General features: G+C 49.0%; 18 protein-coding genes and 1 tRNA gene. 5 read left to right on the top strand and 14 right to left on the bottom strand.

Features of this window, described 5'->3' with window-relative positions; genetic code table 11:
* Positions 1-39: 39 nt before the first annotated feature.
* The 4 genes from BLQ88_RS26485 to BLQ88_RS26470 all read right to left on the bottom strand — a co-directional run bounded on the left by BLQ88_RS26485 (position 40) and on the right by BLQ88_RS26470 (position 5,980).
* On the bottom strand, positions 40-660 hold the full coding sequence (locus tag BLQ88_RS26485) for a thioredoxin family protein (protein WP_090156030.1): 621 nt from the start codon (positions 658-660) through the stop codon (positions 40-42).
* A gap of 74 nt (positions 661-734) precedes the next feature.
* A complete protein-coding gene (locus BLQ88_RS26480; protein WP_090156029.1) occupies positions 735-1,976 on the bottom strand; it encodes a glycosyltransferase family 4 protein in 1,242 nt (413 codons plus the stop codon).
* 9 nt (positions 1,977-1,985) lie between these two features.
* On the bottom strand, positions 1,986-3,671 hold the full coding sequence (locus BLQ88_RS26475; RefSeq protein WP_229212873.1) for an alginate lyase family protein: 1,686 nt from the start codon (positions 3,669-3,671) through the stop codon (positions 1,986-1,988).
* 209 nt (positions 3,672-3,880) lie between these two features.
* Positions 3,881-5,980, bottom strand: a complete 2,100-nt coding sequence (locus BLQ88_RS26470; protein WP_090156028.1) for a bi-domain-containing oxidoreductase — start codon at positions 5,978-5,980, stop codon at positions 3,881-3,883.
* Between the two features lie 123 nt (positions 5,981-6,103).
* Here BLQ88_RS26470 and BLQ88_RS26465 point away from each other — a divergent pair, with 123 nt between their 5' ends.
* On the top strand, positions 6,104-7,261 hold the full coding sequence (locus BLQ88_RS26465; RefSeq protein ID WP_090156027.1) for a Gfo/Idh/MocA family protein: 1,158 nt from the start codon (positions 6,104-6,106) through the stop codon (positions 7,259-7,261).
* Positions 7,262-7,353: 92 nt separating this feature from the next.
* On the opposite strand, the gene BLQ88_RS26460 is transcribed toward BLQ88_RS26465, so the two are convergent.
* The 3 genes from BLQ88_RS26460 to BLQ88_RS26450 all read right to left on the bottom strand — a co-directional run bounded on the left by BLQ88_RS26460 (position 7,354) and on the right by BLQ88_RS26450 (position 9,932).
* Positions 7,354-8,484 carry a TlpA family protein disulfide reductase gene (locus BLQ88_RS26460; RefSeq protein WP_090156026.1) on the bottom strand — a complete coding sequence of 377 codons (1,131 nt, stop codon included), beginning with the start codon at positions 8,482-8,484 and terminating at the stop codon, positions 7,354-7,356.
* A gap of 160 nt (positions 8,485-8,644) precedes the next feature.
* Complete coding sequence (locus BLQ88_RS26455) at positions 8,645-9,121, bottom strand: DUF4822 domain-containing protein (RefSeq protein ID WP_090156025.1); 477 nt, start codon at positions 9,119-9,121, stop codon at positions 8,645-8,647.
* A gap of 139 nt (positions 9,122-9,260) precedes the next feature.
* Positions 9,261-9,932, bottom strand: coding sequence for an ankyrin repeat domain-containing protein (locus tag BLQ88_RS26450; RefSeq protein ID WP_090156024.1), 672 nt, complete (start codon positions 9,930-9,932; stop codon positions 9,261-9,263).
* 178 nt (positions 9,933-10,110) lie between these two features.
* On the opposite strand from BLQ88_RS26450, the gene BLQ88_RS26445 reads away from it, so the two are divergent.
* The gene (locus BLQ88_RS26445; protein ID WP_090156023.1) at positions 10,111-10,776 is read left to right on the top strand and encodes an acyltransferase; all 666 of its coding nucleotides are present in this window, start codon (positions 10,111-10,113) and stop codon (positions 10,774-10,776) included.
* Positions 10,777-10,922: 146 nt separating this feature from the next.
* Here BLQ88_RS26445 and BLQ88_RS26440 read toward each other — a convergent pair.
* The 3 genes from BLQ88_RS26440 to ubiE all read right to left on the bottom strand — a co-directional run bounded on the left by BLQ88_RS26440 (position 10,923) and on the right by ubiE (position 12,526).
* Positions 10,923-10,997 (bottom strand) — tRNA-Val (locus BLQ88_RS26440).
* 123 nt (positions 10,998-11,120) lie between these two features.
* Positions 11,121-11,855, bottom strand: a complete 735-nt coding sequence (porT, locus tag BLQ88_RS26435; protein WP_310590156.1) for a type IX secretion/gliding motility protein PorT/SprT — start codon at positions 11,853-11,855, stop codon at positions 11,121-11,123.
* Positions 11,804-12,526, bottom strand: a complete 723-nt coding sequence (ubiE, locus tag BLQ88_RS26430) for a bifunctional demethylmenaquinone methyltransferase/2-methoxy-6-polyprenyl-1,4-benzoquinol methylase UbiE (RefSeq protein ID WP_090156021.1) — start codon at positions 12,524-12,526, stop codon at positions 11,804-11,806. The genes porT and ubiE overlap by 52 nt, the downstream gene beginning before the upstream one ends.
* Positions 12,527-12,682: 156 nt before the next feature.
* Between ubiE and BLQ88_RS26425 the strand changes: the two genes are divergently transcribed.
* Together BLQ88_RS26425 and BLQ88_RS26420 are read left to right on the top strand one after the other, a co-directional pair.
* Positions 12,683-13,489 carry a hypothetical protein gene (locus BLQ88_RS26425; protein ID WP_090156020.1) on the top strand — a complete coding sequence of 269 codons (807 nt, stop codon included), beginning with the start codon at positions 12,683-12,685 and terminating at the stop codon, positions 13,487-13,489.
* Entirely contained in the window at positions 13,489-14,073 is a 585-nt protein-coding gene (locus tag BLQ88_RS26420) for a hypothetical protein (RefSeq protein WP_090156019.1), read from the top strand. Before BLQ88_RS26425 ends, BLQ88_RS26420 begins: the two co-directional genes overlap by 1 nt.
* A 14-nt stretch (positions 14,074-14,087) precedes the next feature.
* Here BLQ88_RS26420 and BLQ88_RS26415 read toward each other — a convergent pair whose 3' ends face one another.
* The 3 genes from BLQ88_RS26415 to BLQ88_RS26405 are packed head-to-tail and all read right to left on the bottom strand — an operon-like array spanning position 14,088 to position 16,189.
* Positions 14,088-14,756, bottom strand: a complete 669-nt coding sequence (locus BLQ88_RS26415) for a response regulator transcription factor (protein WP_090156018.1) — start codon at positions 14,754-14,756, stop codon at positions 14,088-14,090.
* Positions 14,757-14,774: 18 nt separating this feature from the next.
* A complete protein-coding gene (locus BLQ88_RS26410; protein WP_090156017.1) occupies positions 14,775-15,560 on the bottom strand; it encodes a sensor histidine kinase in 786 nt (261 codons plus the stop codon).
* Entirely contained in the window at positions 15,539-16,189 is a 651-nt protein-coding gene (locus BLQ88_RS26405) for a hypothetical protein (protein WP_090156016.1), read from the bottom strand. Before BLQ88_RS26405 ends, BLQ88_RS26410 begins: the two co-directional genes overlap by 22 nt.
* A 136-nt stretch (positions 16,190-16,325) precedes the next feature.
* On the opposite strand from BLQ88_RS26405, the gene BLQ88_RS26400 reads away from it, so the two are divergent.
* Complete coding sequence (locus BLQ88_RS26400) at positions 16,326-18,227, top strand: T9SS type A sorting domain-containing protein (protein WP_090156015.1); 1,902 nt, start codon at positions 16,326-16,328, stop codon at positions 18,225-18,227.
* A gap of 84 nt (positions 18,228-18,311) precedes the next feature.
* On the opposite strand, the gene BLQ88_RS26395 is transcribed toward BLQ88_RS26400, so the two are convergent.
* Positions 18,312-18,631: transposase (locus BLQ88_RS26395; protein ID WP_143016939.1), on the bottom strand; the 320-nt coding region annotated here is incomplete at its 5' end.

Genomic DNA, 18,631 nt, shown 5'->3' with positions numbered 1-18,631 from the left:
TTTACCCTATCACAAATATAGGGTAAACGGTTCAAAAACTCACTTTTCCACGCCCACTGCTTCCAAAAGCTCCTGCAATTCGCTTTGCAGCGACTCGGTTTTATCGGCAATGTACCAGCGCTGAATGTCCTCCGAAAATTCACTGTAAGACTTCACCGGGTTGGCTTTGTATTCCAGCAACAGTGCTTGTGCACCGGCAGGACGCGGCCCCCAGGTGAAAATTTCATTGAAATCTTCGTCCACAGCAATCAATTTCGGTATAGAACGACCTCCATTGGTCAGGTAGGCGTCCATGAGTTCCGGATTCTCGTCCCGAAGCAGCAACCTGACGGTAATCAAAGGATTCGAAAGCGAAGCGGCAACGATAGTAGGAATATTCTGAGCCGCATCCCCACACCATGCTTCTGTGAGAATGTACCATGTTTGCGGGCCGTCGACCTGGTCCACAGCCTCCCTGAGCGAATCGTGTATCTCCGCCTTTTTATTAAGACGCTGCATCCTCGCAAAGTTCAGCTTCGTGTAATGGCTCAATGATTCGGATTGTTTCGGACCGGTTGTCCTGTTTTCGAGAACCACCGTTTCCATTAAATGCATGTATTCGGAATATGTATAAGCCCCGTTTCTAACCGATTCAGGGAACAGATGTGCTACGTTTTTCATTGGATTCTCATTTATTAGAAAACCCTCCGGCGGCACTTTCAGTTCACTTTTTCATCATCAAAAATTGCACTTTTCTATGTCACTATAAATTGATTTTCAATGCGTTTCAAAAAGTCCTTCGCCAATTCCTCCCGGTTAAAATGGGTATGTACAAACCGGTAGCCATTTTTACCATGCTTGTGCAAAAGTTCCGGGTCGTTCATGTAAAGTCTGATCTTTTCTGCCATGTCCGCCGGATTTCCTGGCTCCGCAAACATCCCCGCTTCCGCTCGCTCGATCAGCTCGCGCGAAACGCCGTCGATCGCCATGAGTACCGGCTTTTTACAGGACAGGTAGTCAAAGGTTTTGTTACTATAAACTGTTTTGAAAATAGCTGCTTTTTTCAAAACGGCTACGCCAATATCTGCCATTACTATGTACTCGATTATCTCCTCTTTCGACACCGGCGCCAGGAACGAAATGTTGCTCAGCTGCCTGCAACCGGCCTCTTCCATTATCATTTTCTTCTTCATTCCATCGCCGACCAACAGAAAATGCGCATTGGTACCATGGAGCCGGGTGGCAGCCTCCACCAGCTGCATTAAATCATTTGCCAAACCATGCGCTCCGACGTAGATGATCACAAACTTTCCTTCCAACCCAAGCCTCGCCCGTAACCCGCTCGTACATACGCTATGCAACGCGCGTTCGCTCAACCGGAAATCCGCCGCATTGGGAACCATCACGATCTTACCCGGTTCGACGCCTTTGTCATGAATAAGCCGTTCCCGAAATGCCGGCGTAAGCACATTAATCAGCTTTGCCTTTCGATAGAGGTATTTTTCAAAACGACAGGACAATCTGATCAGCCACTTATTCTTCAAAACGCCCATTTCAATCGCCGATTCCGGCCAGAGGTCCCGTATTTCCAGCACCAGCGGAATGTGCTTCAATCTTGAAAGCAGCAAACCGGGAATGCCCACCAACAGCGGCGGCGACGTTACGATCATGCAATCATAGCTGGAATTGGCGAAACGCAAACCCGCATAGGTGGCTGCCAATGCAAAAGAAATGTAGCTCAAAAGCCTTCCCGCAAAACAGTTATGATAATGCCGCGAGCCGCTGCAACGGATCAGCCGGACGCCATATGCATTCTCTCTTATCTCGAAATGCTCCCTCATTTCGCCACCCGATTGCTCCTGCATATAATGTACATCACCCGCGATCACCGTCACCGCATGCCCTTCACGCACCCATACCCGCGCCATTTCATTCCAGCGTGACCCTCCTGCGGCATTGTCTTCGAGAAAATATTGGTGGATGAGAAGAATGTGCATAAATCCCGATCAATAAGCTTTGATAACCGTTTGAACATAGCACTCAGCCGTTTCGAATACCAAGGCATTGCATTCCACCTTTTCACCATACACCTTCGAGTACCAGCCCTTTTTAACGGTCATTGGGATTTCTTCACCGCATTCATCGACGGCACTAATCTGAAAATCGCGTAAAAAAGCCTTGTCAGGATGCCATAGCTGGCGAATGCGCATTCCTCTGGGCACATTCAAAACACGATCTTCAATTGTCCAATGCGGTTGGCCAACCTTTTTAACGACCCGTCTTTTATGAACAATCCCCTTGCCGACGTGCCGAAAACCTTCGAATTCGGCCTCTATCCAGAATTCATCCCCACTGATACCCGCTGCTCCCTTTGCATTTTTGATCCAATGCGTCCAGATGAACCGGTGCTGCTTTTGCATTTGATCAAAATCATCGATCATGACCGTGTTGTGTGCGCTCGTGCCTGAGAAGTAGCGCATCGATTCGTCGTCAGCATTGTAAAGCCAGGTTCCGGCGTCACGCAGGATATTGCGGCCGTCGATCCAGATGTCGAGATGGTTGTTATCGGCCTGGAATGGACGGCTGTAATACTTGCCGCAGCGCAAAAAGGTGATCGTGTTACTGTCGCGGATCACGTGATAACCGCCTTTTTCGAAAACAGACAGCGGTTTGATGGTGGGTTCCAAGGTAGATGCATCCGCATTCCGATCGCCTGTCAGCCACAGCAGCTCTTCGGTCCAATCTCCCGTTTGATAACCCAAATCTACTCCCAGAACATTGGCGAGTGCGGCCAGTTGCGGTCGGAAATCGCGGAAACTGCATTCCGTTAGTGGGAAAAACAATGCGCCGTCATTGTTCCCGTAGTTGGGAAGGTGACCGTTTTCATCGTTCTGACAAGTTCTTAGGAAAGTCAACGAAGCCCTCGCACGCGTATAAACGCCTTCACACATAGGACTATGCTGCAATTTGGCCAGTCGAATGCCACAGGTCATCAGCTGCACGACTAGCCGATGGTAATTCATCGAAAATTGAAGGTAAGTCCCGTCCGATGTGATTTGTGAAACAATCTCTCTTTCGAACAAATGCTTGCCTTGCTTTTTCCAGCGCCCGCTTGTCGGGAAACAGGGGAATATTGTGCCGGTAGCAAAAAGACCCAATGCTTCTGTCAGAATGTGATTATTCCGCACGGCGATTTCCGAAAACCTGATATTTCCCGCTACATGCCGCATCTGGTCGTAAATGCTGCACAGTATCTTATCAAGTAACGCCTGGTTCAATGTGCCCGAGAGGCGATAGTAATGCAATGCAAAAGTCCAGTTGAGTACCCGCAGCGCGATTTCCTGGCTGCATTTCCAGTTCGGACCACAGTTAACAGGATTTTTATCGATCCAGTCCGTCATCAGTTCAAAAACCATTTCGGATTGGTCCTCCCAAAAATGATAGTCATAGCGAATGAGGTCGTACAAAAATGTAAACCGCGATTTCTCCCACACATATTTGATATCCCCTGCTTTTACCGAAAAATCATTCACCTGCGACCAATGCTCATTTACATCGTACCGATATCCAGTTATCGGATTGGTGTGCCAATCAGCCATTTCGAACCATTGGCTGCTGAAATAGCGAAACCTGCCTGCCCGTATCTGCAAAACCCGCCATTCAAGGCTGTCGAGGCTCTCGTTTCTTCTCACATTTAGTTTGTGAGTATCGAAAAGAAATCTGGGTTTATGATCGCGCCACTCCCAAATGCTGATAAACGAATGATTCGTAGCGCGTTTCGGAAAGCGCAATTTGAGCAGTCCGGTTTTTGTCTGCAACCAATAACCCATCCGAAACAGCACATAGCGCCATCCCATTTGCCGACCGACGTACCACAGAAGTGTCAAGTATCGCACCGCTTTCATGATACTTTCACCCAACTGCCGGTCCACATACTATCCCGCGCCGCCAATGTCGCCCGGCTCGCATTCCAGATGTCTTCCGGAGGCATTAGTGGCTCTTTTCCGCATGAAATGCATTCAAACAGCTGGTCAAACTGCTCCTGATGACCTTTGCCGGCATTCTTGGTCATTCCGCGGAATCCTTCGAAGCCATAGCCGCGCAGCGTTTTGTAGTCATCCAAAACCAATGTCCGCCCGAGCGAATGCACTTCGATCCGCTCCTTTGGATAACCACCATGACCATTCGAAAAGTAATGCACGGTACCGGCAGACCCGTTCGCCAGCCGCAGCAGCACGCTCGCATTCTCGGAACTCAGGCAACCACCGACCGTCAATGCATGGGTACAAACTTCCGTAATGCGGCTTTGAGTTATCCAGGCAACGAGATCGATGAAATGGCACGCCTCTCCCACCAGCCTTCCTCCGCCCCGCGTGCTATCGTGTATCCAGGTGTTACCTAAAATGCAGCCGGCATTGACGGTAATGACAATATTCATCGGGCCGCCTTCGAGCAACTCCCGCATCTGGGCGACGTGCGGCGCGTATCTCCGGTTGAAACCCACCGTGAGGGAAACCGGAGACGGTGCGTTTTGAAGTGCAGTTTTAACCTTATCAATGCCCGCAGCATCGATACTAAGCGGCTTTTCCACAAAAACATGCTTACCCGCCCGGAGCGCATCAGCCGCAATTGCAACATGCTGATCGTGCCTCGTAGCAATGATGACCAGGTTCACTCCCCTATCGGCCAGAACTTTGCGGTAATCGGTGGCAATCAACGGAATACCATATTTCGCGGCCAGTTCCGAGGCCCGTAATCCACCGTAGCTTGCAATGTATTTAATGCATTTTCTTCTAAGTGCCGGCAGCAGCGTCATACAGGCAAAATTTCCCGCCCCTATCACGGCTGCCACTACATTTTGCCTCACGAATGCATGGTCGGGATTCCGAATCACCGTTTCGTCAGGCTGGCATTCGCCGCTATAATCGATCAGCACTCCGAGTGATCGGTTATCCTTTCGAAACAGGCTTGAATAACTTTCCAGCGGAAGAATATCAGAGATTAACGGCTTTACATCCAGCGAGCCATTACCCAGTAACCGAAGGACTTCCTGGAAATTCCGGTTCACTGTCCACCGGACGTAAGGCAGAGGATAATCGGCACCTTGCTCCTCGTACGCGTGGTCGTAGCGCCCGGGCCCATACGCGCAGGAGACCTGGAATGTCAGTTCCTTGTGATAAAAATCGGAACGATTCAAATGCAGCGGAACATCGCCGATGAGCACTATTTTGCCCTTTTTTCTGCAAATAGCAGCGGCCATTCCAATGACATTCACCGACCTGGACGAAGCTGCTATGATCACTCCATCCATTTCACCGAACTGCCCGGAGATTAATTTGCCGGTATATTTCGTCGGATCAATGGCTGCAATGCCTTTTGCTTCGGCAATGCGCCGGCGGCTCTCTTCGGGCTCGATGCCTGTTACCTCGCATCCTTGCGCACGCAGGATGTCGGCCACCATCAACCCTACCAATCCCAAACCTATCACCGCCACCCGCTCACCAATGGCGGGCGCGAGCAATCGCACGCCATGCAGGCCTACCGCGCCTAAAACTGCGAATGCAGCTTCCTCATCGGGAACATGATCCGGGACTTTGGCTACAAGGTTCGCCGGTACGCAAACCATCCCGGCATGCGGGCCGTTGCTAACCACCCGGTCACCGATCGTGAAGCCCTCGACTCCCTCTCCTATTCCTACTATTTCTCCCACATTGCAATACCCCAACGGCAGGAGTTGATCCAGCCTGCGGAGCACCGAGCGCGTCGTTTTCCATAAGCCATCGGTTTTAATTTTGTCTAAAACAAGGCGGAGCTTGTCGGGTTGCTGCCGCGCTTTCAAGAGAAAGTTGGCTTTGCCGAACGCGATCAGCATTCGTTCGGTGCCGGCGGAAACGAGACTTTTGCGGCTTTTAATAAGCAAATAACCCTTTCGGGCGAGCGGAACGGGGACATTTAGTAGCGACGTCTCCCCCGTCCGGAGGTTCTGGACAAGTTGTTTCATAAATATAGTGTGCAGTTTGATTAAAAATCAGGAGATGGAATTTACGAATTAATCCTGTCATCAAGATTTGATACTTTTGGCAAACCTGTTCAGCATACAATCCTTAATCATATCCATTCCCGAATGAAAAAGCAGATCAATATCGGCATCGTAGGTTACAAGTTTATGGGCCGGGCACATAGCAATGCATGGAAAAAAGCCCCACTGTTTTTCGACACGCCGTCGGTACCCGTGCTGAAAGTCGCGTGCGGCCGTCATCAGGAATCACTGTCGGAGTTTGCGGAAAACTGGGGCTGGGAAGAAACCGAAACCGACTGGCAGAAGCTGGTAAACCGCCCGGATATCGACATTATCGACATTGCATTACCCCAAAACCTGCATTATGAAGTGGCGCTGGCCGCAGCGAAGGCCGGCAAGCACATCTTTTGCGAAAAACCGCTTTCGATGGACAGCGCACAAGCGGTCGAAATGCTGAGAGCCTGCGAGGAAAACGGCGTGAAGCATTATCTCAACCACAACTACCGCCGGACGCCGGCTGTGGCGCTCGCCAAAAAAATGATCGAGGATGGCAAAATTGGGCGCATTTTCCACTGGCGCTGCGCATACCAGCAGGACTGGATCGTGGACCCGTCGTTCCCGCTTACCTGGCAGTTGAAAAAAGAAACCGCGAAGGCTGGCCCGCAATGGGACCTCAATTCGCACGCCGTCGATCTGGCGCATTTCCTCGTCGGTGACATTGTTTCCGTGTCTTCACTGACCACCAACTTTATCAAAGAGCGCCCCATCGCCGACGAAACCGCCACCGGAAGTCTCACCGGCGCATCCAAGGGCGACGAAACGGGCGAAGTAACCGTCGAGGACGCCGCATTGATGATGGTAAGGTTCCAGAACGGCGCCATAGGCTCGTTTGAAGCGACCCGGTTCGCCACCGGCCGCAAAAACCGCCTTACATTCGAGATTTACGGAAGCAAAGGCAGCCTCGTTTTCGACCTGGAACGCATGAACGAGCTGCAATACTACTCCAACGAAGACACAAAAGGCGAACACGGTTTCCGCACCATTCTCGCCACCGAATCCATCCACCCCTACGCTGGTAACTGGTGGCCCGCCGGGCACATCATCGGCTACGAGCACGCATTCGTACACGCGGCAGTCGATTTTCTGGATGCCATCGAAAACGATTCGGAGATCAAACCGAATTTTGCGGACGGTCTGAAAATTATTCAGGTGCTGGAAGCCGGATTACGTTCGGCGGAGAGCGGTGTTGAGCAGAGGCTTTAAGGTGGGAGGAAGGAGGAAGGGACGAATGGGAGGATGGAATGGCATTTTTCCTCCTTTCCTCCCTTTTCTCCTTTCATCCCTTTCCTCCCTTCCTATCTCAAAAGCGCCGCCACTTTCAAATCCACTGCATTATCCCCGGTGTCGTAGCCTACGTGCTGATCGACTACTTTGCCATCGCCGTCCAGAAGCACCCAAAGCGGAATGATTTCCAAGTTGTACTTCTTATCCAGCATCGCAAAAGTTTCACCCGCAGGCAGCAGGAATTGCTTCCATGGCATTTTTTCCTTTTCCATAGCCTTTTTCCAGGCATTCTGGTCTTTGTCGACGGAAATGCTGACTACATTCAGGTCCGATCCTCTGCTTTCATAGAGCTTCTTAATTTGTGGAATTTCCATCCGGCAAGGCCCGCACCAGCTCGCCCAGAAGACGATCAGATTATGTTTGGAGGAATCGACAAGGACTTCTTTTACCGATTTGTCATCGGCCGTTTTCAATGCAACTTCCGTCGGGAAGTCGTTGCCGGTTTTGTTTTCGTATTCCAGATAAGCTTTTAAAGCAATATAACCGGGGTTTGAATGTAGCTCGGGACTAAAAAGTGAGAGCAGATGCGTGGCTTCGCCGTTGTCGAGTGATGATTTGCTGAAATTCAATGTTCGTAACAAGTCGATCGAATACGGATGCTTTTGAACAATCGAGCGATTATAAGCTTGGTTATCGGAAACATTCTTTGAGCCGCTTTTGAAATTGTAATGGTGGAACAGCACGCTGGTTTGCGGGTTGGCGTTCCCTATTTTGAATGATATTGCCTTATTTTTTGGCGTAAAAATCTGGATTGTGTCGAGTTGTAAATCCATTACTCCGTCTTCGGCATAGAAGTTACTTTCAATCGTTTTTTTGAAATAGGGGTTTTTATAGCCTACTAGCTGATATGGAAATGCGGGATTACCCGTTTCATACAAGATCGCTGCCCTGAACGGGGCCAAATCGTCGCCTGACCTTATTTTGAATTCAAATTTCCCTTCCCGAACAACGGCGGTATCCAAAAAATCCTTGGTTTCCGCATTGCCAAAATATAGCTTCTTCCCTTCCAAAAACGTATCCACACCCCGCAAATCACCCCGTATGACTATTCCCCGGCTATCCCCGCAAGCCGACAATATGCAAATCATCACAAGCACCCCCGCCATACCGGAAAGGGAGCGACTAATCCGACTGTTTTCCATAATGCGTTACGATTTGTTATTGCGCAATTGTAAACACTTTATTATAGAAAACAAAATATAAAATTAAATTACATATAACTATCGACTTGCTGCTAAACAAAAATGGCAACCGAAACGGCTGCCATCCAATTGAAATTTCAATACCAATGCATTTACAACACTAATTAGGTTCCGTATGCGTGGTGGGCGTGTGCACGATATCGAAATACACTGACTTGTCGTTGCTGTCCGGATAAATCCTGTATGTAAATTCATCCTTTGTCAATACCGTAATTTCAACCACACGTGTAAACAAAGTAGCACCGGCATTATCCCTGGCTACAATCGTACGGGTTTTTCCATCAGCAGAAACAGACCAATCCCCGTGCATTTTAGGTGAATCGTCGAGGTTGTACATTGTGAACGTCCCGTCCGGTTTGAAGTAAGCAAATCCAACAAAGTTGGCCACATTGGCGTCCGTCAATGCTACATTTTCTCCCTTGTTATTTTTTGCATTTGTCGTTTCCCACGCAACACTTGCTAATACTTCGCTGGGTGTTAACGCTTTCTGAGGCTCATGGTCGTCACTGCAACCGATGAACAGCGTGGCGCAAAACATCACCACCAAACCCAATACAATCTTCTTAAAATCAGTCATGTTTGATAAAGTTTAATACACGGCAAAAGTATTTTACCCGTCGTGTAATCACTTTACCCCTTTCATCCCGATAGTTGCAGCATTTATAACAATGCAATACGGGCTCTCAACGCACGACCTTGATTTTCACTTGCCAAACTCAGCGTTCCGACAAAATCTTTACTATCTCCGAAAATCCCCGACTTTTTGCATGCTGCAATGGCGTAATGCCGTCATGGTCCGGGATTCCGAGATCGGCACCGCCGTCTTTCAGCAACTGCACGATTTCCTGGTACTTTTTGCCTCCGTTACCCAGGACAATGGCTTCCATCAAGGCCGTCCACCCCAAACGATTGATGTGGTTGACGGGAAACCCATTCGTGCCTACCAACACTTTGACGGTTTCCACATGCCCGCGTTCGCATGCGGGGATCAATGCGGTTCCATTATACCGGTTGAAAACATCGAAACGTGCGCCATGCGCGAGAAAGAGCTTCACCAATGCCGTCTGTCCCGTTGCTCCGGCATATAGAAACGGGCTATCCTGGATGTCATCCTGTAAATTGACATCCGCGCCTTTCTCCGTCAGCAGCGTTGCCATTTCCTCTTGCCTGCCGATCGTCGCCAGCAAGAGTAACGACTTTCCCCTTCCATCCCGGGTGTTTACATTCACACCGCCAGCAAGCGCCTTTTTTACACCGGCTAAATCGTTTCGTTCCACCAGCCTTATAATGTCCTCCTGTTGCATAATTGTGTCATTGTTCAACGGCTGGTCTTTCGCATTGCAAGACGCAAAAATGCCTGCCAATGCCAGCAGCAATAATGTTTTCATAAGTCCAAATGATTAATTGAAGATCGCCGCTACAAGGTAAGGGAGGTTTCCGGCTGGTCCTTTGCGGATGCTATGCTGATAGTTGGAGGTTTTATTACTTTTGTCTTCAAATCTCAACCGCACAACGGGTTTTGGTATTTTAGTTGGAAAAACAACCAAAAGGTCCTGATCAAAGGCAATGAAAAACATCTTAAAGTTAATTTCCAGAGTGAATTTGAGGACCATATATTTCAATTTGAAATACCTTCCACTGCGGCAAGCATTGCTTTTGCCTGTTCTGGTATCCAGGCGAACCTACCTAAGAACTACTTCCGGCAAAATTAAAATCAATGGACCGCTGAGAATGGGCCTGATACAAATCGGCTATGGTAAGATCGGAATTTTCGACGAGAAGCGATCAAGGACGATTTGGGAAGTATCCGGAACCGTGGTTTTCAACGGAACGTGTAATATCGGACATGGCTCCAAAATATCCGTGGCAAGTACCGGATCACTTTCTTTTGGTGAGGATTTTTTTATCACCGCAGAAACTTCAATCGTTGCACAGCTGAATATTGAATTTGGCAAAAACTGCTTGATATCCTGGGATACGCTCATCATGGACAGCGACCTGCACAAGATAAAAAACGAGCATGGCTTAGAGATAAATGCTCCACAACCCGTTTTGATAGGCGACGATGTCTGGATCGGATGTCGATGCTTAGTGCTGAAAGGCGCTAAAATTCCCAACAACTCCATTATTGGTGCAAGCTCACTGGTCAGCAAAGCACTTGAAAAGGAAAATGCACTCTACGCTGGAAGTCCTTGCAAATTAATCAAGGAGAACGTTTCCTGGGAGCGCTGACCTGAGTTACGCAGGGGATTAGAGTTTGAGGGACTCGAACCGCGCGGCGGACCGCGGCAACGGCCGACCGCCCCGACCCTCTGCTTGTAAGGCAGATGCCGCATGGGCCAAAAACAAAAAAAGCACCGATTTATCGATGCTTTTCGTGGGAGTTGAGGGATTCGAACCCCCGACCCTCTGCTTGTAAGGCAGATGCTCTGAACCAACTGAGCTAAACTCCCTTTCTTTTTTTCTTTGTTTTCCCGTCGTTTGGGAGTGCAAATATGTGCGACTAAATTGAACTCTGCAAATATTCTTGAAAAAAATTTTAAAATATTTTTTAACCTCCTGATAACCAGTATACGCTATTCGAAATTTAAATAGAGCGTTACGGTGTGGGTACGCATGCGGCTGATGCCATTGGCTACGGAATTTGTTCCGGGCACGAGCATATTGGTCAATCCGTGTGAAAAACGCAGTTCGGGAGCGAATTTGAAGAACTCGAAGAACTGTTCGTAGCCGATGCCGTAATCGATCGAGAAGTCGCTCGACTTCGTGTTCAAGGCACCAACCCCACCTCCGCGGTTGCGCTTTACGTTGGTCTCGATCCCGAGCGTCACGCCCGCGATCATATACATGCGCGAGTTCACGCGACGCAAGGATTTGTATTTTAGCAAGAGCGGGACTTCTATCCACGTCGACTCGCGCTTTTCCGTACGGTCGGTGCCGTTGGGATAGCTGAATTTGACATGCCGCTCGTAAAGCGAAACGGCAGGCGTGGTGCGCAGGTCAAAATGCTCGTTCAGGTAGGCGTTAATGGTGAAACCCATGCGAAATGCGCCGTTCGTGGGCGACTGGATCGCATATGCGGAGTCCTTCGGCACGAAGTCATTGCTATGCTTGATATTGAAGCGCGTGAATGGTACCGCGAAAAGAATACCGTAATGAATCGGCTTATCGTCGTAGTATTCGAGGTGCTTACGACGGTAGCCGATGCCCTGAGACCGGGCCTCCTGCGCCGCCATAAGCAACGCCAGGATGCCGATAATTACTTGTGTCCGACGTAAATTGAACAGATCCCGAAGGTAAGTGATATGCATTTGGTATTTATGAAACCTGCTTTTTTATAAATATCAAGAAAAGCTTCCCCGTCCGGAAAGGCCTGTACCGACTCGGGCAGATAAGTGTAAGCTGCGCTGTCTTTCGAGACCGTTTTCCCTATTATTGGTAAAATGTATTTGAAATAAAAATTGTAAATCTGCTTGAACGGAAAGCTTTTAGGCTTCGAAAACTCTACCACCACACAAGTTCCGCCCGGCTTCATCACGCGGTTCATCTCTGTCAGTCCGGCCAGCAAATTCTGAAAATTGCGTACTCCAAACGAAACGATAATCGCGTCAAAATAATTGTTTGCAAAAGCCAAACTTTCCGAGTCGCCGCTTTGCAGGGTAATCACGTCCTGCTTGCCCAGTTTAGCGATTTTTTCACGGCCAACGGCCAGCATTCCTTCCGAAATATCGACGCCGATGATCTTCTCGGGCTTCAATGCAAGCGCCTCAATTGCGAAATCGCCGGTACCGGTTGCAATGTCGAGAATGACCTTCGGTTGCTGCTTTTTGAGCAGTTTAATGGCCCTTTTACGCCAATATATGTCTACACCGCCACTTAGGACGTGGTTCAGCAGGTCGTATTTAGGCGAAATGTTGTCGAACATCTCCGCAACCTGCTCCCGCTTGGTCCCTTCCTTATCTTTATAGGGTACTACACTCATCTTTGTATTGTATTTTTCAACTATAAGCAAAACTAACAGATATTTACGGTTATCACACGGCGGGCCGGCATCTTATTGGTTCTACAAAAGGTGACCAAAATGAAAAGCGTGCGTATCAATGGCTGAACAAAGATTTCATTCCGATCATTTCAAGCCATGCGTTACATTTTGCTCCTTACCACCTGCATCCTGGCAGGCATAACCCTCGCACAACCTGCCCGTTACCGCTCGCCGAACGGCATCAGCGACAAGAAAAATTACGATCGCCGCGCCTTGCAACCTTACTTTTTGAGCCTTCGCGGCGGCCTTACCCAGTTTTACGGGGAACTCAATGCGCAGGCCATGCACGGGATTGCCGGTATCGGTATAGGCAAGTCGCTCAACAAGCAATTCGCCGTTCAGCTCGATTACAATGCCGGAAGAATCGGCGGCGAAAAGCGGGAATTTTTCAATTCCTGGTTCGTGAATGAATACAATAGCTTGGAATGCCTCGTGAAATGGGACCTCTCCGAGCAGTTCGGCAATAAAGAGCCGGGACCGGTGCATTTTAATGTTTATGCCGGATTAGGACAAATCTGGTTCAGCGCCAATGCTTTCGACCTCGACGATAACCGGCTGTTACGCTTCACCAACAGCACGCAAAGCGCCCGAAACCCGTTTTTTCTGCGCTGGGGACCGCCCAAAGGCCCGAAAGGCATCCGAAAAACAAGGGAAGGAATTTTGCCGCTCGGCACTTCTGTGGATTATGCTTTGTTAGAAAAATTGAAAATTGCACTCGAATACCGTTTCTATTTCGTGCGGACCGATAAGCTCGACGCCACCTCCGGCCATCGGCTGATCAACCCGGAAGAAAGCGAATCGTACAGCGACACGCCCAATGATGCATTCAGTTTTATAGCGGTTTCAATGCAATACTATTTTGGCAAAAAGGAGAAACGAATGCCTGCTAACATTGTTAAATAATGATTTCTACCACTGTTAAATACAAACTTTACCCGTCCCTGCTAGGCTGTTTCGACCGCTTTGAGCGTGGCTATATCGATGAACAGGCGCTTCTCGACCGCATTAATCGCGTTCCTATGCCGCAAACCGAGGCACAGTTTCGCGGCGTGTCGTTTGAAGATGCGGTGATCAAAGGCATTGGCGAAGAGACATTTGACCCGGAAATCCTTTCAAAAGTACGATCGTTTCTGCCCCGCCCGATGCTGAAAACGCAGGTATATTGCGAATACCAGCTCAACGACAGCCTCATTTACGGCTATGTGGATGTGATAGGTAAAATGCTGGCTGTCGATATCAAAACCACCAGCAATTACCGGCCGGGTTGCTTTGCCAAAAGCCATCAGAACTTTTACCTGCCCGCATTGCGCGCAAAGGGCATCAGAAGCCTGCGCTACGTAATCACTGATTTCAATGATGTTTACGTGGAAGAATATGATCAGTTGACCGATTTCACTTACCAGGAGGAACAAGCCGCTCGCTTCTGCACATTTTTGGAAACCTACCGCGACCGCATTACGGATTTACGGGTATTTGCCCGCATTTAACACTGGTAACCGCGTTAGAAGTCCAGTAGTTGATATTTAACCGCAAATATCGCCAGGCTCACGGAGTTGCTTGCGCCCGTTTTTTCGAGCAGATTTTTGCGATGGCCTTCCACCGTCCGGTAGCTGATAAACAGCTCCTCAGCGATCTTGGCGGTATTATATCCTTTGCAAATCAATGTGAGCACCTCCATTTCACGGTCGGTGAGGCCGATGTTCAGCGAGGGAATGGCCACTTTGCTCCGGGCAGGCTTGATATCGCCATGCTGCAAACCCTGCCGCATTACCTGTGCAATATCGTCGTTGATATAATATCCTTTGGTGACCACCTGCTCAATAGCTTCGCTCAGAATGCCCTGGTCGATATCCTTGGGAAGGTACCCGTGCACGCCTACGCGCATGAGCTGTAAAATGTGCTCCGGGGAATAATTCATGGACAGGATTATGATTTTCACATCCGGGTACTCTTTGAGCAGCAACCCGGCAACCTCTTTTCCGTCCATGCCCTTCATAAAAAGGTCCAGCAGCACTACATCCGGCGCAGCATTGCCTATTGCTTCCAGCAACTCCTCGCCGGAAGCAGCTTCCAGCACTATCAGATAGTCGTCATTTCGGGAGAGGATCTGGCCCAAACCCTGGCGGAACAGCTTGTGATCGTCCGCTATTGCTATTTTTACCGGTTTCAATGTATCGTTGAGAAAATGTTAAACGGGCATTTCAATTCTAAAACGGGTGCCTTCGCCCGGCGCCGAACTCAACTCGAGTTTTGCACCCAACAGGTCGGTACGGGTGCGGATTGTGCTCATTCCCATCCCGGCCGCTTTCTGGCTGGAATGTATATCGAAGCCTTTTCCATTGTCGCTCATGAGCAAGCTCAGTTGTGAACTCCCATGATGCAGATCGAAAGTGATCTCACTGGCTTCGGCGTGCTTCACCACATTACCGATCACTTCCTGGATAATGCGGTACAAAACCAGCTGCTGGTAGGATGAGAGTACGTCAGCCGGATCGTCGATCGCGCAGCGAATATCCATTCCGGCATCTTCCATCCTCCGGAGCAAAATTTTCACCGCGCCGGCAAAACCGAAGTTTTCGATGATAACCGGCGACAAATTATGTGCAATCTGTCGTACATCCTTCACCACATCCCCGATAATCTGCCCCGAACGCGCCGCAAGGCCCTTCATTTCTTCCGGCGACTTTTCGTACTGAATCTGGTTCACAAACAAACGCACCGCCGACAACGACGCCCCTACCTCGTCGTGCAAGTCACGCGCAATGCGCTCGCGCTCGTTCTCCTGCGAGGCCACGATCGATTCGAGGATCTTTTTCTGATGGAGCATTTCCATCTGGTGCAGGCGGCTTTGCTGAAAATGCAGTTTCCGCTGGTAGAGCAGCACAAAAATGACGATCGCGAGCGCCATCATCACCATAATGCCGATGCCCCCGAACAGCAGTTGTGCAAATTCTATTTCCCCCGGCCTACCCATAGTGCGATCGCGTAAGTAATGTACAGCATATAATTCATCAGCGAATGGATCACCCAGATCTGGTCGTTCAGGTTTTTGGAATACAACAAAATGAAATTCATAAATATGAAAATCAGGAAGTTACCCGAAAAGAACAGCAGTAATCCCGCCGACACCCAAAAGAAAGGCTCAACCAACAAGTTTTGCACTTTTAATTCCTGAAAAACTTTATAGAAATACGACAATGCGAGCAATATCACGACCACACTTTCGATCGACCGCCCCGCATTATCGATCCACACCGACTGCCCTTGCTGCCCCAACTCGCGCACGAGCACGATGGCCGTAAACGCCGCCAGCATCCAGCCACGCACGGTTGTCAGCCACTTCTGGTCGAGTACCAGGCTATACATCCAGGTCAGCAATGCGAATTCGACCGTGATATAAATCGGCCAGAGAAACAGGTTGGATACTTTAAAAAACCAGAAAATGCGCGAAATACTCTCGATGAGTAATGCAAAGAAGATCAGCCAGCATAACAGTTTTACGGGACGGTCGGCCCCGCGGTACCTCCTTAACGCCATCCACGCCGCCACAAGCACGGGCAGATACGTGAAAAGCACGATGAGTTGCTCCCTCGAATAATGCATGGTATTTAGCCTGATGAAGTTTTGGAATGCGTAATCCTTCGACGGATCAGATCCGACCGAGCATGAAAATATGGAAATAATTGAACACTTAGTGCAAGTTAGTTACATTTGAAGTTTAGTACTCACCAAACTCTCTATGTTCTTTTGTACACAACTTCTCCGACCAGGCAGGTCGGCTTTTGCTTCCATTTGTACCCTTGCGCTGCTTCTCCTTTTTATCTCCTCCCGGTCATTTATTCTCGCACAGCCACCTGCTAAACTTTGGGACAAAACCATTGGCGGAAATGGCGATGAATATCAGGTGAAAGTAATACAAACCAGCGACGGGGGGTATATGGTGGCTGGCTCATCCCCTTCCAATGCATCCGGTGATAAATCCGAAAATTCCAAGGGCAATCTAGATTACTGGATAATCAAACTCAATGATTCCGGCGTTAAGCAATGGGATAAAACGATCGGAGGCAACGGCGCGGATTTTTTATCTGATATCCGGCAAACATTTGATGGCGGGTATATTCTTGCCGGCACCTCACAGTCTGGTTTGAGCGGCGATAAAAGTAAAGGTTCACTGAGCCCGGATGCGTGGATTGTCAAATTATCGGCAAGTGGCAGCATTGAGTGGGACAATACCTTAGGTGGCAATGATGGCGATAACGTGAAAGAAATACGTCAGACCGCCGACGGCGGATACATTTTCATCAGCGATTCTTTTTCTGGACTCAGTGGTGATAAAACCGAACCTTCACGGGGAAGCTTTGATCTTTGGGTCGTCAAGTTGAACGTCAATGGCAGTAAAGCATGGGACCGTACCTATGGCGGAAGCGACTATGAAATGAACGGTTCTTTGTCGCTTACAGCAGACGGGGGGTACATCATTGGTGGCATGTCTGGCTCCGGCATCAGCGGAGATAAAACGCAAGCAAACTTCGGTCAACCAGACTATTGGATATTGAAACTTTCATCGTCAGGAGTTAAAGAATGGGATAGGACATTCGGTGGTGATAACTCCGACTTCTTTAGACGTATCGTCCAGACACCATCCGGTGATTATCTGGCAGCCGGCGACTCCTATTCAGGTATAAGCGGCAACAAGTCGGCCGACAATCAAGGCCCTTCCAGCAGGGACTTCTGGGTAGTCAAAATCGATGGTAACGGCAACAAGATTTGGGATAAAGCTTATGGTAGAGGTGGCCAGTATGATGAATTTACTTCCCTGGCTACAACTTCCGACGGCGGTTTTGTATTGGGAGGCTGGTCATTGGCGCTCGACCCAAAAGAGGACTTTGACTTTGACTATTGGCTCACCAAATTATCGCCGGATGGCGCCTATCAGTGGGATAAGACTTTTGCCGGCCCCAAACAAGATGTGCTTTACAGCGTGGTGCCGACCTCCGACCGGGGATATATAATAGGTGGACATTCCTATTCGGGTGCGGGGCCCGACAAATCTGAAAATAATAATGGAGACGGTGATTTCTGGATAATCAGACTTGCTACCGACCCATTACCCGTTACACTCGCCGCGTTTACAGCAACGAAAGAAGGTAATACTGCATTACTTCAATGGAAAACAACGTCCGAATCAGCATCCAGCGAGTTTGAAATCCAGCATAGCATCAACGGCAAGCAATGGAATGCGATTGGCTCAGTAGCCGCTGCGGGCGAGAGCACCACAGAGAAGCCGTATCAGTTCATACACACGGAACCCGTAAGCGGTCAAAACAATTTCTATCGACTGAAAATGATCGACACCGACGGAAGTTTCGCATTGAGCAGTATCAAGGCCCTTTCATTCGGATCAAAGGATGCCGCGCGCATTTATCCTAACCCCGTTTCTGCCGGGCATCTCACTGTGGATGTAAACAATTGGGAAACCGTCAAAAAGGTGCAGATCAGCACCATCAGCGCGCTGACAGTTTACGACTCAGGCAGCAACCCACGGCAGACGATCAATGTAAACAGCCTTCCTGCGGGTGTTTACATTTTAAAGGTGTTCAAGAAAGACGGCACCTCGGAGGTGTTTCGCTTCGTGCGGTGATAGGACCTTGATCGTACGCAACAAAAGCAGGCGGATTGCCTGCTTTTGTTGGGATCAAGACCAAATGTTGTGGAGCACCTTGGATTAAGCATATAACTGGGTAAGGCGGTAAAGGAAGAATTCTACATTCCTGACTCCTCTGAACTGCGCCCTGAACGCTTTGATCTTCGCATTGAAAGATTCAGCGGATGCATTGGTGCTTCTGTTATCAAAATAGTTAACAATGGTCTTGTAGTGATTCTCAATCGAGCGGGCAACGGTATTGAATGATTTGAAGCCGGATTGCCTGACCTTTTCGTGCCACTTAGCCAGCCTGGTCAGTCCGTATATTTTTTCTTTTGTAGTCGTGAAAATGTTACTGAGCTCCAATGCCAGCTCGTATGCCTTTTTAAGGTCTGGAAAGC

Origin of the sequence: Dyadobacter soli (assembly GCF_900101885.1) — a bacterium.
In the GTDB taxonomy this organism is placed as follows: Bacteria; Bacteroidota; Bacteroidia; order Cytophagales; family Spirosomataceae; genus Dyadobacter; species Dyadobacter soli.
This window is presented reverse-complemented; position numbering and strand designations above follow the sequence as displayed.